Below are 13,733 nucleotides of genomic sequence, written 5' to 3'. Positions count from 1 at the left end.
AGTCCAGGCGCCGCTCGGGCCGAGCCCGGCATGAAACAGTGAGGGCCGGGTCACCGTATGGTGGCCCGGCCCTCACGCGCGGTGTGCGGCTCGCGCCGTGGTTACTCCGCCACGCGGGCGGCGATGTCGCTGCGGAACTGCGCGCCCTCGAGCTGAATGAGGCCGAGCGCCTCGTAGGCGCGGGCGCGAGCGCCGGCGAAGTCCGGCGCGGTCGCGACGACGTTGAGCACGCGGCCACCGGTCGAGACGAGGCCGCCGTCGCGGCTGGCGGTCGCGGCGTGGGCGATGTGCACGCCGTCGACGGCGGCTGCGGCATCCAGCCCGGTGATCGGGCGGCCGGTCACGGGCGTCTCCGGGTAGTTCTCGCTGGCGAGCACAACGGTGACGCAGGCGTCGGCCGAGAACTCGGGGTTCGCGCGCTCGCCGAGTGCGCCGGTGGCTGCGTCGAAGAGCAGGCTCGAGAGCGGGGTGACGAGGCGGGGGAGCACGACCTGCGTCTCCGGGTCGCCGAAGCGGGCGTTGAACTCGATCACGCGGATGCCGCGTGAGGTCAGGATCAGGCCGCAGTAGAGCAGGCCGATGAACGGCGTCTGCTCGGCGGCGAGCCGGCGCACGGTCGGCAGCGCGATCGTGCGCTGCACCTCGTCGACGAAGGCGGCCTCGCTGCCGAACTCGGCGTCGAGCCAGGGCAGCGGCGAGTACGCGCCCATGCCGCCGGTGTTGGGGCCCGCGTCGCCGTCGGAGAGACGCTTGTAGTCCTGGGCGGGGGAGAGCGGCAGCACATTGTGGCCGTCGCTGAGGAAGAAGAGGGAGACCTCCTGGCCGTCGAGGAACTCCTCGATCAGCACGCTGCCGTGCTGCAGCCAGTGGCTGGCGTGGCCGATGGCGGCGTCGCGCGACTCGGTGACGAGCACGCCCTTGCCCGCTGCGAGGCCGTCAGCCTTGACGACGTACGGCGCACCGAACTCGTCGATGGCGGCGGTCGCCTCGGCGAGGCTGCCTGCGCGCACGGCGCGGCCGGTGGGAACGCCGGCCTCGTCCATGATGCGCTTGGCGAAGGTCTTCGATCCCTCGAGCTGGGCTGCGGCCTGGGCCGGCCCGAACACGGGGATGCCGCGGGTGCGGAGCGCGTCGGCGACGCCGGCGACCAGTGGGGCCTCCGGGCCGATCACAACGAGCTGCACGTTGTTGTCCATGGCGTAGTCGGCCACGGCGACGGGGTCGTTGGCGTCGAGGGCGACGGTGCTGATCGAGCCGGCGCGTTCGGCGCCGGCATCCGCGGCGATGCCGGCATTGCCGGGCGCGGAGATGATCTCGTGGGCGTCGCCGCCACGCTGCTCCTCTGCCAGGAGGGCGGTGATGATGGCGTGCTCGCGGGCACCGGAACCGAGGACCAGAATTCTCACCGGTTCAGGCTACCGGATGCCGCGTGCTCCCGCCCGCGCGGCCGGTCCGCCCTGATTTCGACAGGCTCAATCAACGGGGGTCCCGGCCCCGGGCCCCGCCGGTTGAGCCCCGCTCCGCTGGTTGAGCCCCACCCCGCTGGTTGAGCCTGTCGAAACCCGGCCAGCATCGCTCTCCGCCACGAGGCTTCCTTGGTGGGGGCTGCCGCCTTTCGCGACGCTGCGCGCCGCGCTGGTTGAGCCTGTCGAAACCCGGCCAGCATCGCTCTCCGTCACGAGGTTTCCTTGGTGTGGGCTGCCGCCTTTCGCGACGCTGCGCGCCGCGCTGGTTGAGCCTGTCGAAACCGCGGGCGGGTAGCGTTGGGGGCATGGCACGGGCACGCATCGATGACGCACAGGGGCGGGCGGCCGTCGCCGCCTGGCGAACCGATCGGGCAGAGGCGAGCCGCGACGTCCGGGCCCTCGCCGTGCGCTACACCCTGCAGCTGCTCGCCGAGCTGGCTCCCGGCAACACCCTCGAGGTGCGCGTTCCGCCGTTCGGCGCCGTGCAGTGCATCGAGGGGCCGAGGCACACACGAGGCACCCCGCCGAACGTGATCGAGACGGATGCCGCCACCTGGCTGGAACTCGCCACGGGCGAGCTGCCCTGGGCAGAGGCGCTCGGCTCGGGCACGGTGCACGCCTCCGGGCAGCGCGCCGACCTCGCCGAGCAGCTCCCGCTGCTGTAGCAGCCGCCATTCCGCTGGTTGAGTAGCGCGAGGCGCAGCGTCGCGAAAGGCGGCAGCCCACTCCTTGGCAGCCTCAAGAACCGTCACCGATGCTGCTGCGATTTCGCGCGGGCCTCGGTCTCGATACGGCCGTGGACGGCCTACTCGACCAGCGGAGTCTCGAGCAAGCGGGGTCTCTCGAGCAAGCGGAGTGCGCGGCGTCAGCGCAGCGGCAGGATCAGCGGAGTTCCCGTGCGCGGGTGCTCGAGCACCTCGACCGCCTGGCCGTAGACGGCGGCGATGCGCTCGGCGGTCAGCACCGCGCGCGGCTCCCCGCTGGCGACGACGCGGCCGCGCTGCAGCAGCGTGACCCTGTCGGCGTACGCGGCGGCCACGTTGAGGTCGTGCAGCACGACGATCACGGTGTCGCCGGATGCCGCGCGCTCCCGCGCCAGACGCATCACGTCTTCTTGGTGTTTCAGGTCGAGGGCGGCGGTCGGCTCGTCGAGCATCAGCGTCGACGCCCCCTGCGCCAGCACCCGCGCGAGCGCGGCCCTGGCGCGCTCGCCGCCGGAGAGTGACGGAACAGACCGTGAGGCGAGCGCCGTGATGTCGGTCAGCGCCATCGCCTCGGCGATCATCCGCTCGTCGTCATCCTCAGCGGCGGTTCCCCGCCAGGGCGCCCGGCCCATCTCGACGACCTCGCGCACGGTGAAGGGGAAGAACACCTCGTGCTGCTGCAACAGCACCGCGCGCACGCGGGCGAGTTCGCGCAGCTTCCATGTGGCGAGCGGGCGTCCGTCGAGACTCGCGGTGCCGGCACTCGGTGTCACGTCGCCGGCGAGGGCGCCGAGGAGCGTTGACTTGCCTGCACCGTTTGGGCCGAGCAGGGCGTGCAACTCGCCCGGGCGCGCCTCGAAGTCGACGTCGTCGAGCAGCCGGGCGCCGTCGATGGTGACGCTCAGGCCGCGGGCGGCCAGGCTCGGGGCAGGAGTGCTCGGCGCGGCGGGCGCCGCGGCATCCGGAACCTCGGTCAGTGACTCGCGGATGCTCATCCCCAGCCTCCAGAGCGGCGGCGCGTGCGACGGAGCAGCCAGAAGAAGAACGGCCCGCCGACGAGCGAGGTGAGCATGCCGATGGGCAGATCGGCCATCGGCACGGCGGTGCGCGCGACGAGGTCGGCGCTGGCCATGAGCAGCGCGCCGCCGAGTACGCTCGCGATCAGCAGCGGGCGGTGGGCCGGGCCGAGCACCATGCGCATGAGGTGGGGAACGACGAGGCCGACGAAGGCGATGATGCCGGCGAAGGCGACGGCGGCGGAGACCAGAACGGCCACGACGACGATCACGACGATGCGCACGAGCTCGACGTTGACGCCGAGGTGGCGTGCCCCGCGCTCGCCGAGCGAGAACAGGTCGAGGGTGCGGGCGAGGCTGAACGCGACGATCAGACCGATCAGCACGAGTGGCGCGATGATCGCGACCTGCTGCCAGCGCGCACCGTTCAGGCTGCCGAGCTGCCAGAAGATGATCTGCTCCCGCGATGCGCTGTCGCCGAGGAAGGTGAGCAAGGCCAGTGCGGCGCCGGCGAAGGCGTTGATCGCGATGCCGGTGAGCACGAGGGTGACGACCTCGGTCTTGCCGCGTGTGCGGCTGGCGAAGTAGACGAAGAGCGTCGTCGCCAGGCCGGCGATGAAGGCGGCCAGGGCCACGCTCCACTCGCCGAGGAAGGTCCAGCCGAAGACGATGGCGGTGGCCGCGCCGAGTGCCGCGCCGGAGGAGACACCGACGACGCTCGGCTCGGCCAGTGGGTTCGAGAACACGGCCTGCATGAGGGTGCCGGATGCCGCCAGGGCAGCGCCGATCAGCAGTGCGAGCACGATGCGCGGGAAGCGGATCGTCCAGAGGGCGACATCGCCGGTGGGGTTGGCGGCCGGGCCGACGTCGAGGCCGAGCGCCCGGAGCACGGAGCCGACGACCTCGCTCGGCGGGATCGTGAGCTGGCCGCTGCCGGCCGAGACGAGACAGACGAGCACGAGCGCGACGCTGAGCGCGCCGAACAGCACAGCACGCCTGCGACGGAGCCGCTTGATTTCGACAGGCTCAATCAGCGGGAGCCCGCTGGTTGAGCTTGGCCTGCCCTGAGCCTGTCGAAGGGTCGAAACCCGGCCAGCATCGCTCTCGGTGGGCAGGTTTCCTTGGTTTGGGCTGCCGCCTTTCGCGACGCTGCGCGTCTCGCTGATCGTCATTTGGCTGTGGCCTCGGCCGCGACCGGGCCGGACTGCTCCGGCGCGTAGACGGCGCGCGCCAGCGCTTCAAGCACCTGCGGCGTGCGCGGGCCGAAGCTCAGAATCTCGGTGTCGCTCATGTCGACGATCCGGCGGTTCACCCCGGCCGGCGTGCTCGCCAGCGCGGGGATGCTCTCGAGGAGGCCCTCGACGCCGTCGACCGACTCCAGACCCTTGGTCATCACCAGCACGAGGTCGGGCGCGGCCTCGACGAGCGCCTCGGCCGTCACCGGGCGCATGCCCTGCCAGCCGATCTCGCCGGCGACGTCGACGCCACCGATGCTCGTGATCAGCGCGTCGGCCCCCGACTCCTCGCCGAAGAGGTAGTAGACGCCGGCGCTGCCACGCACGTAGAGGAAGAGCATGCGCGGCCGGTCTGCGGCGTCCGCCGGGGCGATGCCCTCGATCTCGGCCGTGACGGCGGCCAGCTCGGCGTGCACGCGCTCGGTGAGCTCCGTGCCGGCATCCGGAACTCCCAACGCCGCGGCGACCTGCTCGATCACGGTGCCGATGGTGTCGATGCTGCGCTCTGAGGTGGTGATGACGACGGGGATGCCGGCATCGCGCAGCTGGGCGAGTACGGCGGGCGGGCCGAGCGTGGTGTCGGTGAGGATGACGGTGGGGGCGAGCTCGAGGATCGGCTCGGCCGAGAGCTGGTGGCCGCCCATGGTCACGACGGGCAGCTCGGCCGCCTCGGCGAAGCCGGTGGAGCTGTCGCGGCCGACGACCTGCTCGCCGAGGCCGAGCCCGAACACGGTCGCGGCGAGGGAGCCGGAGACGTCGAGCGCAAGAATGCGCGAGGCATCGGTCACCGTCACCTCGGTGCCCTTGTCGTCGATGACGGTCACGGGCAGTTGCGGCTCCGACGCGCTGTCGACGGCCGTGATGCCGGCGTCGGCCAGGCAGGCCGTCGAGGGGCCGACCCAGTCGCGCGGCGCATCCAGCACCGTCAACTCGGCGAGGGGGATCTCGGATGCCACGCACTCGCGCGGCGATTCCGCCGCGACCGTTGTGCTCGCACACCCGGTCAGCGCAAGCAGGATGACGGCCAGAGCGAGGGGTGCCCCGCCCCGCAGCGCACGGCGCACGGGGGAGTGGGGAACGGAGGAGATCATGATAACTAAGGATAGCCTAAGCTAAGAATTGACAGTTCGCTGTGAATCTGCAACGGTTAGGTAAGCCTTAGCTAACCATGCTCCGGCGTTTGATCCCACATCCAGCCCACGTGAACGAAGACCGTTCCTGCGTGGGCTCCTTCTTGCCTGGAGAAGCCGCGTCGTGAAGACACTGCAGCAGCACCGTGCCCGCCCACAGAGATGGCTAGCCACTCTCACGATCGCGCTCCTGGCGCTTGGTGCTCCGCTCGCCACGGCCGCGCCCGCGTTCGCAACCGCCGCGGTGCCCGGGATCGAGCAGCCCGCAGAGCAGCCCGCAGAGCAGCTCGCGGAGCAGCCGGCTGAGCAGGCTCCGGCTGAGGAGACGGCCCCTGCCGACGCGACGCCGACAGAGAGCGTCACCGATGAGCCGGCCGCCGATGCGCCGCAGGACGCGGCCGCTCCGGCCCCCGAGGCGGCTCCGCCGGCCGAGGAGACGCCCGACGCAGCCCCGCTCGTCGCCGACGTCGCCGCGCTCGCCGTCACGGTGGACTCGGCATCCGAGGAGGCCGGGCTCACCGTCCGGGTCGTCGGATCCGGCTTCGGCGCCACGACCGGCGCGTATGGTGCGCTGATCGAGAAGGGCACGGAGGCTGCCGTCGGCGCCTCCGGCGGCTACACGGCCTTCGGCTACTGGATGACGCCCGGCGCCATCGTCGACGGCGCATTCGACAAGTCACTCGTCGCGGCGACCACCGCCCTCGACCGCACCAAGCTGTACGAGGTCATCGTCTGGCAGGGCCACTCGGCCCCCAACGCCGACACGATCTACGCCCGCGCCGACGTCGCTCCGACGACCGAGCAGTGGGACGCGCTGTTCCCGCCCGCCGTCGCGCCGACGCCGGTGTCGAAGACGGATGGCCTGAACGCGGCCGGTGAGACGGTCACGGTGACCGGTACTGGTTTCGTTGCCGGTGACGCCACCTCGGGCACTCGCCCGCCGCTGGCCGGCAAGTTCGCCGGTTCCTACGTCGTGTTCGGTCGTTTCGCGGATGTGTGGAAGCCGTCCGAGTCTGCGCCGTCGGCGTCGCGCGTGGTCGCTGATCAGAAGTGGGCCGTTCCGGCCGCTGACATGGCATCGATCGGCGGCACGAACGCCGGTGCGATCGAGCTGAAGGCCGATGGCACCTTCGAGGCGACCTTGTCGGTTTCTGAGGAGTTCACGAAGAACCCCGGCACGGGCTACGGCATTTACACCTACTCGGGCAGCGGCGCCAAGGCGGCCCAGTTCGAGACGTTCACCCCGATCACCTTCGCGCCGAAGGTCGTCACCCCGACGATCACGGCATCCGTCGACTCCGCCTCGGCGGAGTCCGGGCTGGGCGTGCGCGTCGTCGGTTCTGGATTCGGCGCGACCACATCGGCCTACGCCGCGATCATCGAGAAGGGCACCGAGTCGTCGGTGACCGCCGGTTCTGGCTTCATCGCCATGGAGTACCTGCGGGGCGGGATCGTTGCGGGCGCGTTGGACAAGACGCTCGTCGCCCCGACCGCCAAGCTGGACCGCAGCAAGCAGTACGAGGTCGTGATCTGGAAGGAGCACACGCTCCCGAACGCCGACACGATCTACGCCCGCGCGGCCGTCACCCCGAGCAACGCCCAGTGGAACGCCGTGTTCCCGCCCGTCGTGGTTCCGTCCCCGAGCGTTGCGGCGACTGTCGCTGCGGCCTCAGAAGCGACCGGCCTGTCGGTGCGTCTCGTCGGATCGAGCTTCGGCGCGACCACATCGGCCTACGCGGCGATCATCGAGAAGGGCACCGAGTCGTCGGTGACCGCCGGTTCCGGCTTCGTCGCGATGGAGTACTGGCCCGCATCGATCGCCGGGGGTGCGTTCGACAAGACGCTCGTCGCTCCGACCGCCAAGCTGGATCGCTCCAAGCAGTACGAGGTCCTGATCTGGAAGCAGCACTCCCTCCCGAACGCCGACACGATCTACGCGCGGGCCGATATCGCCCCGTCGTCCGGTCAGTGGGATGCGGTGTTCCCGTCGGTCGTGGCTCCGTCCCCGAGCATTGCGACGACGGTGTCATCGGCCACGGCGGATTCCGGCCTCACGGTCCGGGTCGTCGGTTCGAGCTTCGGCACGACCACCGGCGCCTACGCGGCGCTGATCGAGAAGGGCACGGAGGCGAACGTTGACGCATCGGGCGGCTATGCCGCATTCGGTTTCTGGATGACGCCTGGCGCCATCATCGGCGGATCCTTCGACAAGACGCTCGTCGCCCCGACCACGGCCCTTGACCGCGGCAAGCAGTACGAGGTCATTGTCTGGAAGGGCCACACGGCCCCGAACGCCGATACGATCTACGCCCGCGCCGCGCTCACCCCGAGCGATGCCCAGTGGAACGCGCTGTTCCCGACCACGCCGGAGCCCGGCGCCGCAGCGACCAGCACCACGCTGAGCGTCGACAAGACCGCCGTCGTCACCGGCAGCACCGTCACGGCGACCGCCGTCATCGCGCCGGTGTCGGCATCCGGAACGGTCAGCTTCTTCAACGGCGTCAGCGTCATCGCGAAGGATGTCGCCGTCAAGAACGGCACCGCGACAGCCACCGTGAAGCTCACCGCGGTCGGATCGGCCTCGCTCACGGCCGTCTTCACCCCGGCCAAGCCGGCGCTCTTCACCGGCAGCACCTCCGCGGCCGTCGTCGTCGCCGTCGCTGCCAAGCCGGTCACGCCGCCCGTCGTGCAGAAGGGCGAACTGGCCTGGGGCGTCTACGGAGCCTTCCGCGACTACGTCACGGGGCCCATCGCCTCCGGTGCGATCACCCCGGTCGATGGGGCGAGCGCGGCCGGGTCAGCGTTCCTCTTCGCCCAGGCCGGCGGCACCGTCGACCTGCAGGCAGGCAAGGGAACAGCAGAGTACGCCGGCGGTGTGCGCTTCACCGGCCACCACGGTGCACTGGACCTGACGCTCAGCGCTCCGAAGCTCCGACTCGACAGCGCCAGCCGCGCGACGCTGAGCGTCGCCGTCAACGGCGCACGCGTCGACTTCGCGACCGTCAATCTCGCCGCAGCCGGAACGAGCACGGACAAGGGCACGACACTCGTCGTCGACGCCCCCGTCACCCTCAGTGCCGCCGGCGCGACCGCCTTCCAGGACTTCTACCCGGCAGGCACCCTCCTCGACCCGATCACCGTCGCCTTCAGCACCGGAACGACGGAGCCGGCCGAGACGATCGGGACCCGCACCGGCCTCGTCGTCGACACGAGCGCCGTCACCGTCGGTGCCACGGTCACGTTGAACGCGACCGTCACCCCGGCCACCGCTCAGGGCAGCGTCATCTTCGCCGCCAACGGCGAGCAGATCGGTGCCCCCGTTCGGCTCGCCGACGGGGCGGCCTCGGCCACCGCAGTGCTCCGCACCGTCGGCGACGTCGCGCTGACCGCGCGCTTCGTTCCGGATGCCGGCTTCGCCGCGAGCAGCTCGGCCGCGAGCACCGTCACCGTCACGAGCGGTGTCGTGCCGCCGGTGACCCCACCGATCACGCCCCCGACCACCCCGATCGTTCCTCCGATCGTCGCGCCGACGGTGCAGGGCGGCTCGCTCAGCTGGGGCGTCTCGGCCAGCTTCCGCGACTACCTCAGCAAGCCGGCGACGGGCGGCAGCATCACCGTCGACGGTGGCGCCACCTCCTCTGGCGGAGCATTCCAGTTCGGCCAGAGCGGCGGCAGCTTCGACCAGGGCAGCGGCACAGGAACGGCCGACTACGCCGGCAACGTGCGCTTCACCGGCCATGGCGGCATCCTCGACCTGACGTTCTCGAACCCGAGCCTCTCGGTGGCGGGACCATCCAGCGCGATCCTCTCGCTCTCGGTCAACGGCAGCCGGGTGGACTTCGCCACGGTCGACCTCGGTGCGGCCTCGCGGTCGACGCTGAACGGTGCCACGGTGTTCAGCGGTGCCCCGGTCACGCTGACCGCCGCGGGTTCGAGCGCGTTCCAGGGTTACTACCCTGCTGGCCGTGCCCTGGACCCTCTCACTGTCACGATCGGAGCCGCCGCCGCGGCCCCGGCCGGTTCGACGGGAACGGTGTCGACGGCATCCGTTCGCACCCCGGCAGCGAGCGACATCCCGGCAACCCCGCCGGCCACGACGGGCATCACGCTCGCTCCGGCCGTGCTCGCGGGCCTTGTGGCAGGCGGCCAGATCTCCTTCGAGGTCGACGGCTTCCAGCCGAACGAGACGGGCATCCGCGTCGTGATCTACTCGACCCCCACCGTGCTGGCCGAGAATCTCACGGCCGACGCGAACGGTGTCGTGCGCTGGAGCGGAACGCTTCCGGCCACGCTCACCGGTGAGCACACGCTGACCGTGCAGGGCTCGATCAGCAAGGGCATCGTGCTCACTATCCCCGAGCGCACGGTCGCCGGCTCCTGCGCTGTCTCCGGCGCAACGCTCGACTGGGGCTTCAAGGCGAGCTTCCTCGCCTACATCAGCAGCGGCATCGCCAACGGCGGCTGGGAGCTCTCCGGCGGCACCACCGAGGCCGACGGCCTGTTCCACTGGGCAGACGGCTCCGGCAGCATCGACGCCGAGACCGGCTCCGGCCTCGTGAACTACAGCGGCGGCATCCGCTTCACCGGCCACGATGGCGCCCTCGACACCACGATCGCGAACCCGCGCATCGAGCTCGTCAGCGCCACGGAGGGCTACCTCGTGCTCGACGTGACCGGCACCACCCAGCAGGGTGAGCCGATCGCCGCCCAGGCCGTGCGCTTCGGCAGCCTCGCCCTCGGCGACGGCAGCCTGCAGGTGACCGAGAGCGGCATCACCGGCACCGACATCGCCGCAGAGCTGACGGATGCCGGGGCAGCAGCCTTCGGCACCTACCCGGCCGGCGACGCCCTCGACCCGGTCAGCTTCACGCTGCCGACCGCCGACTGCGCCGTCGTGGCGGAGGAGGCCGTCGCGGCCGAGACCGGGGCAGGCGACACGGAGGCGACCGCCACCAGCGCGGACACCGCCGAGCAGGGTGTCGACTGGATCGTCTGGATCCTGGCGGCGGCTCTCGCCGCCGCCGTGGCTGTCATCGTCGTGCTGCTCGTCAAGCGGCGTCGAGCGGGGGCTGGCGCCTCGGCCGAGTAGCACGGCGATGCCACGAAGCAGGGCCCTCACCGAATACGGTGGGGGCCCTGCTCTTTTCGCGATGCGCGCCATGAACTCAGGATGGTGCGCGAGAATGGAGGGGTGAGTGAAACCGCAGCACCAGACCCCGCACCGCACACCCCCGGAGAGCCGGTGGAGACCGTCGTTGCACACGAGACGCTGACGGTGCGCCGTTCGCCGCGCTACATGCGCTTCCTCGCCCTCGGCGCCGGTGTCGGCATCGTCGCGGCCCTGGTGCTCACCCTCATCTTCCCCGAGAACGAAGACTACGACCGCGGTCAGGTCTTCGGCTTCCTGCTGCTGTTCCTGGGTGCGATCGGCCTCGCGCTCGGCGCGCTCGTGGCACTGATCCTCGACCGTCGCGCCGCGCGTCGAGCCGTCACCGTTGTGGCGGATAGAATTGACGCGCATTCGAGCGACAACTCACAGTAAGGGGTCTCGGCTTGGCCAGAGGCGACGGACTTCTCAATCACGATCTTCTTCAGGGCGAGAAGGGGCCGCAGGATGCCTGTGGCGTCTTCGGGGTCTGGGCGCCGGGCGAGGAAGTCGCCAAGCTCAGCTACTTCGGCCTCTACGCGCTGCAGCACCGCGGCCAGGAGTCTGCCGGCATCGCGACGAGCGATGGCGACAAGATCCTCATCTACAAGGACATGGGCCTTGTGTCGCAGGTCTTCAACGAGACCGCGCTCAACACGCTGACCGGCCACATCGCCGTCGGACACACGCGCTACTCGACCACGGGCGCCTCCAGCTGGCAGAACGCGCAGCCGACTCTCGGGCGCACCGCCACCGGCACCGTGGCCCTCGGCCACAACGGCAACCTCACCAACACGGCCGAGCTGCTCGAGCTCGTGCACGAGCGATACCCGGAGACCGACGGCGAGCTGCGTCGTGGCAACACCACAGACACCGCCGTCGTCACGGCGCTGCTGACGGGTGACCGCGAGCACACGCTCGAGCAGACCGCCCTCGAGGTGCTGCCCCGCCTCCGCGGCGCATACTGCCTCGTCTTCATGGACGAGCACACCCTCTACGCCGCCCGTGACCCGCAGGGCGTCCGCCCGCTGGTGCTCGGTCGCCTCGACCGTGGCTGGGTCGTGGCATCCGAAACCGCGGCACTCGACATCGTCGGCGCCGCCTTCGTGCGCGAGGTCGAGCCCGGCGAGCTCATCACGATCGACGAGGACGGCCTGCGCACCCAGCGTTTCGCCGAGTCCAAGCCGGCCGGCTGCGTCTTCGAGTACGTCTACCTGGCCCGCCCGGACACCACGATCGCCGGTCGCGGTGTGCACGAGGCGCGGGTCGAGATGGGCCGCCGCCTCGCGGCGGAACACCCCGTCGAGGCCGACCTCGTCATCCCGACCCCCGAGTCCGGAACGCCGGCCGCCATCGGCTACGCCCAGGCCAGCGGCATCCCCTTCGGTCAGGGGCTCGTCAAGAACTCCTACGTCGGCCGCACATTCATCCAGCCGTCGCAGACCATCCGCCAGCGCGGCATCAAGCTCAAGTTGAACCCGCTCAAGGCGGTCATCAAGGGCAAGCGTCTGATCGTCGTTGACGACTCGATCGTGCGCGGCAACACGCAGCGCGCCCTCGTGTCGATGCTGCGGGAGGCCGGCGCCGCCGAGGTGCACGTGCGCATCTCGAGCCCGCCCATCACGTGGCCCTGCTTCTACGGCATCGACTTCGCCACCAGGGCAGAGCTCGTCGCCACAGGCCTGGCCATCGACGAGGTCCGTCAGTCGATCGGTGCCGACTCGCTCGGCTACCTCTCGGAAGACGGCATGATCGAGGCAACGGAGCAGCCGCGCGAGCGCCTCTGCACGGCCTGCTTCACCGGCAAGTACCCGATCCCGCTGCCAGAGTCGCAGCACCTCGGCAAGAACCTGCTGGAGCGCCCCGCAGCATCCAACGGCTGCGACCCGGGGCCGGATGCCGAGTTCGAGAGCGTGCTCGAGACGAACATGCCCGTCGTGATCGGCGACCCGGGGCGGCAGGAATAACGCGCCAGCGTTATTGAAGGCGGCAGCCAGTCGCACGGAAACCTTGAGAACCGCAAGCGATGCTGGTGCGGTTCCGCGGGCCACAAGGGATCCGGCGAATCACCCCCGCTGGTTGAGCTTGTCGAAACCACGCCGCACGAGCTCGATTAACGGGACAGTCCCCGCTGGTTGAGCTTGTCGAAACCACGCCGCACGACAGATTTCGACAGGCTCAGCCGGCTTGGGAGGGCCTCAGGCGAGCTCGGCGATGATCGGGCGCAACGCCTCGGCGAAACCGGCGGGATCGCTCCGCAGTGTGTCGGTCATCGCGATCGTCGTCTGCCCGATCCACCACGCGCCGGATGCCGCGAGCGGCAGCAACTGCACGGTGAGCTCGAACACACGCGCCCGTCGGCCGTGCTCCCGTTCGTTCTCGGCGATCAGGCCGGCATAGGCGAGTTTCAGTGAGCCGCGCGGCTCGTGCTGATACTCGCTGAAACGGCGGGCGGCGGCATCCGACCAGGCGATCGCCGGATCGGCGAACGGCGTGATCATCTCGATCAACAGCTCGGCGCCGCTCTCGGGCAGGGCGATCAGATCGCCGAACGCCGGCACGAGGTCCAGCGGAACGGGCGAGGTGTTGCGCTCCGGCTCCACTGCGCTCCGCCACCAGGCCAGCCACTGGGTTTCGAGCATGCTCCGCTGTGGTTCCGGCATCAGCTCGAACGGCAACGGCTCGTTGGCCGGCTCGGGAACGGCGTCGCCCTGCCGGTGTTGGCCGGAGTGCCTCGGGAGGAGGTGGTGTTGCGGGTGCCGCAGTTCACGCAGCGCGGTGGCATCCGGAACGCCCTTCACACCGAGCAGCCGCGGCAGCTCGACCGGGGCCTCGAGGCCGAGTCGATCGCGCAGGTAGAGGGCGAGCAGCACCTGTCGATTCGCCTCTTCGCGAACCGACCACCATGCCGCGCCGGAGCCCCACATAGCGCCAGTGTATCCCTCGGCCAGCTGGCGCGGACCGGGTGATTCCGAGAAATATTCGCTCTCCGGGCGGTGCTCGCCGCCGCGGCGCCTGACGGCGGTTCGCGGCCCG

9 protein-coding genes are annotated in these 13,733 nt (G+C 70.6%); 4 read left to right on the top strand and 5 right to left on the bottom strand.

Translation table 11 applies throughout. The features are described 5' to 3' along the window. Nucleotides 1-101: 101 nt before the first annotated feature. Nucleotides 102-1,406 (bottom strand): phosphoribosylamine--glycine ligase, encoded by a 1,305-nt coding sequence (gene purD / locus ASC66_RS05335; protein WP_055835605.1) that lies wholly within the window; start codon nucleotides 1,404-1,406, stop codon nucleotides 102-104. 365 nt (nucleotides 1,407-1,771) lie between these two features. Here purD and ASC66_RS05330 point away from each other — a divergent pair, with 365 nt between their 5' ends. Then, on the top strand, nucleotides 1,772-2,131 hold the full coding sequence (locus tag ASC66_RS05330) for a sterol carrier family protein (protein WP_055835602.1): 360 nt from the start codon (nucleotides 1,772-1,774) through the stop codon (nucleotides 2,129-2,131). Nucleotides 2,132-2,331: 200 nt separating this feature from the next. Here the strand turns inward: ASC66_RS05330 and ASC66_RS05325 are convergent, their stop codons facing one another. The 3 genes from ASC66_RS05325 to ASC66_RS05315 form a co-directional block, all read right to left on the bottom strand. Then, nucleotides 2,332-3,165, bottom strand: a complete 834-nt coding sequence (locus ASC66_RS05325; protein ID WP_055835599.1) for a heme ABC transporter ATP-binding protein — start codon at nucleotides 3,163-3,165, stop codon at nucleotides 2,332-2,334. Further along, entirely contained in the window at nucleotides 3,162-4,175 is a 1,014-nt protein-coding gene (locus ASC66_RS05320; protein ID WP_235496680.1) for a FecCD family ABC transporter permease, read from the bottom strand. Before ASC66_RS05320 ends, ASC66_RS05325 begins: the two co-directional genes overlap by 4 nt. Nucleotides 4,176-4,354: 179 nt before the next feature. After that, nucleotides 4,355-5,512, bottom strand: a complete 1,158-nt coding sequence (locus tag ASC66_RS05315; protein WP_055835596.1) for a heme/hemin ABC transporter substrate-binding protein — start codon at nucleotides 5,510-5,512, stop codon at nucleotides 4,355-4,357. A gap of 163 nt (nucleotides 5,513-5,675) precedes the next feature. On the opposite strand from ASC66_RS05315, the gene ASC66_RS05310 reads away from it, so the two are divergent. The 3 genes from ASC66_RS05310 to purF all read left to right on the top strand — a co-directional run bounded on the left by ASC66_RS05310 (nucleotide 5,676) and on the right by purF (nucleotide 12,664). Further along, nucleotides 5,676-10,640: an HtaA domain-containing protein gene (locus ASC66_RS05310; protein ID WP_055835593.1), complete on the top strand. Its 4,965-nt coding sequence runs from the start codon at nucleotides 5,676-5,678 to the stop codon at nucleotides 10,638-10,640. A 102-nt stretch (nucleotides 10,641-10,742) separates the two neighbouring features. Continuing rightward, nucleotides 10,743-11,093, top strand: a complete 351-nt coding sequence (locus ASC66_RS05305; RefSeq protein WP_235496679.1) for a hypothetical protein — start codon at nucleotides 10,743-10,745, stop codon at nucleotides 11,091-11,093. Nucleotides 11,094-11,104: 11 nt separating this feature from the next. Beyond that, complete coding sequence (purF, locus tag ASC66_RS05300) at nucleotides 11,105-12,664, top strand: amidophosphoribosyltransferase (protein WP_055835590.1); 1,560 nt, start codon at nucleotides 11,105-11,107, stop codon at nucleotides 12,662-12,664. A 231-nt stretch (nucleotides 12,665-12,895) separates the two neighbouring features. Here the strand turns inward: purF and ASC66_RS05295 are convergent, their stop codons facing one another. Further along, nucleotides 12,896-13,624 (bottom strand): DEAD/DEAH box helicase, encoded by a 729-nt coding sequence (locus ASC66_RS05295; RefSeq protein ID WP_055835587.1) that lies wholly within the window; start codon nucleotides 13,622-13,624, stop codon nucleotides 12,896-12,898. Nucleotides 13,625-13,733: the final 109 nt, after the last annotated feature.

Source organism: Leifsonia sp. Root4 (assembly GCF_001425085.1).
Lineage (GTDB): Bacteria > Actinomycetota > Actinomycetes > Actinomycetales > Microbacteriaceae > Microterricola.
The sequence above is the reverse complement of the archived record's forward strand: the minus strand, read 5'-3'. Positions and strand labels throughout refer to the sequence as shown.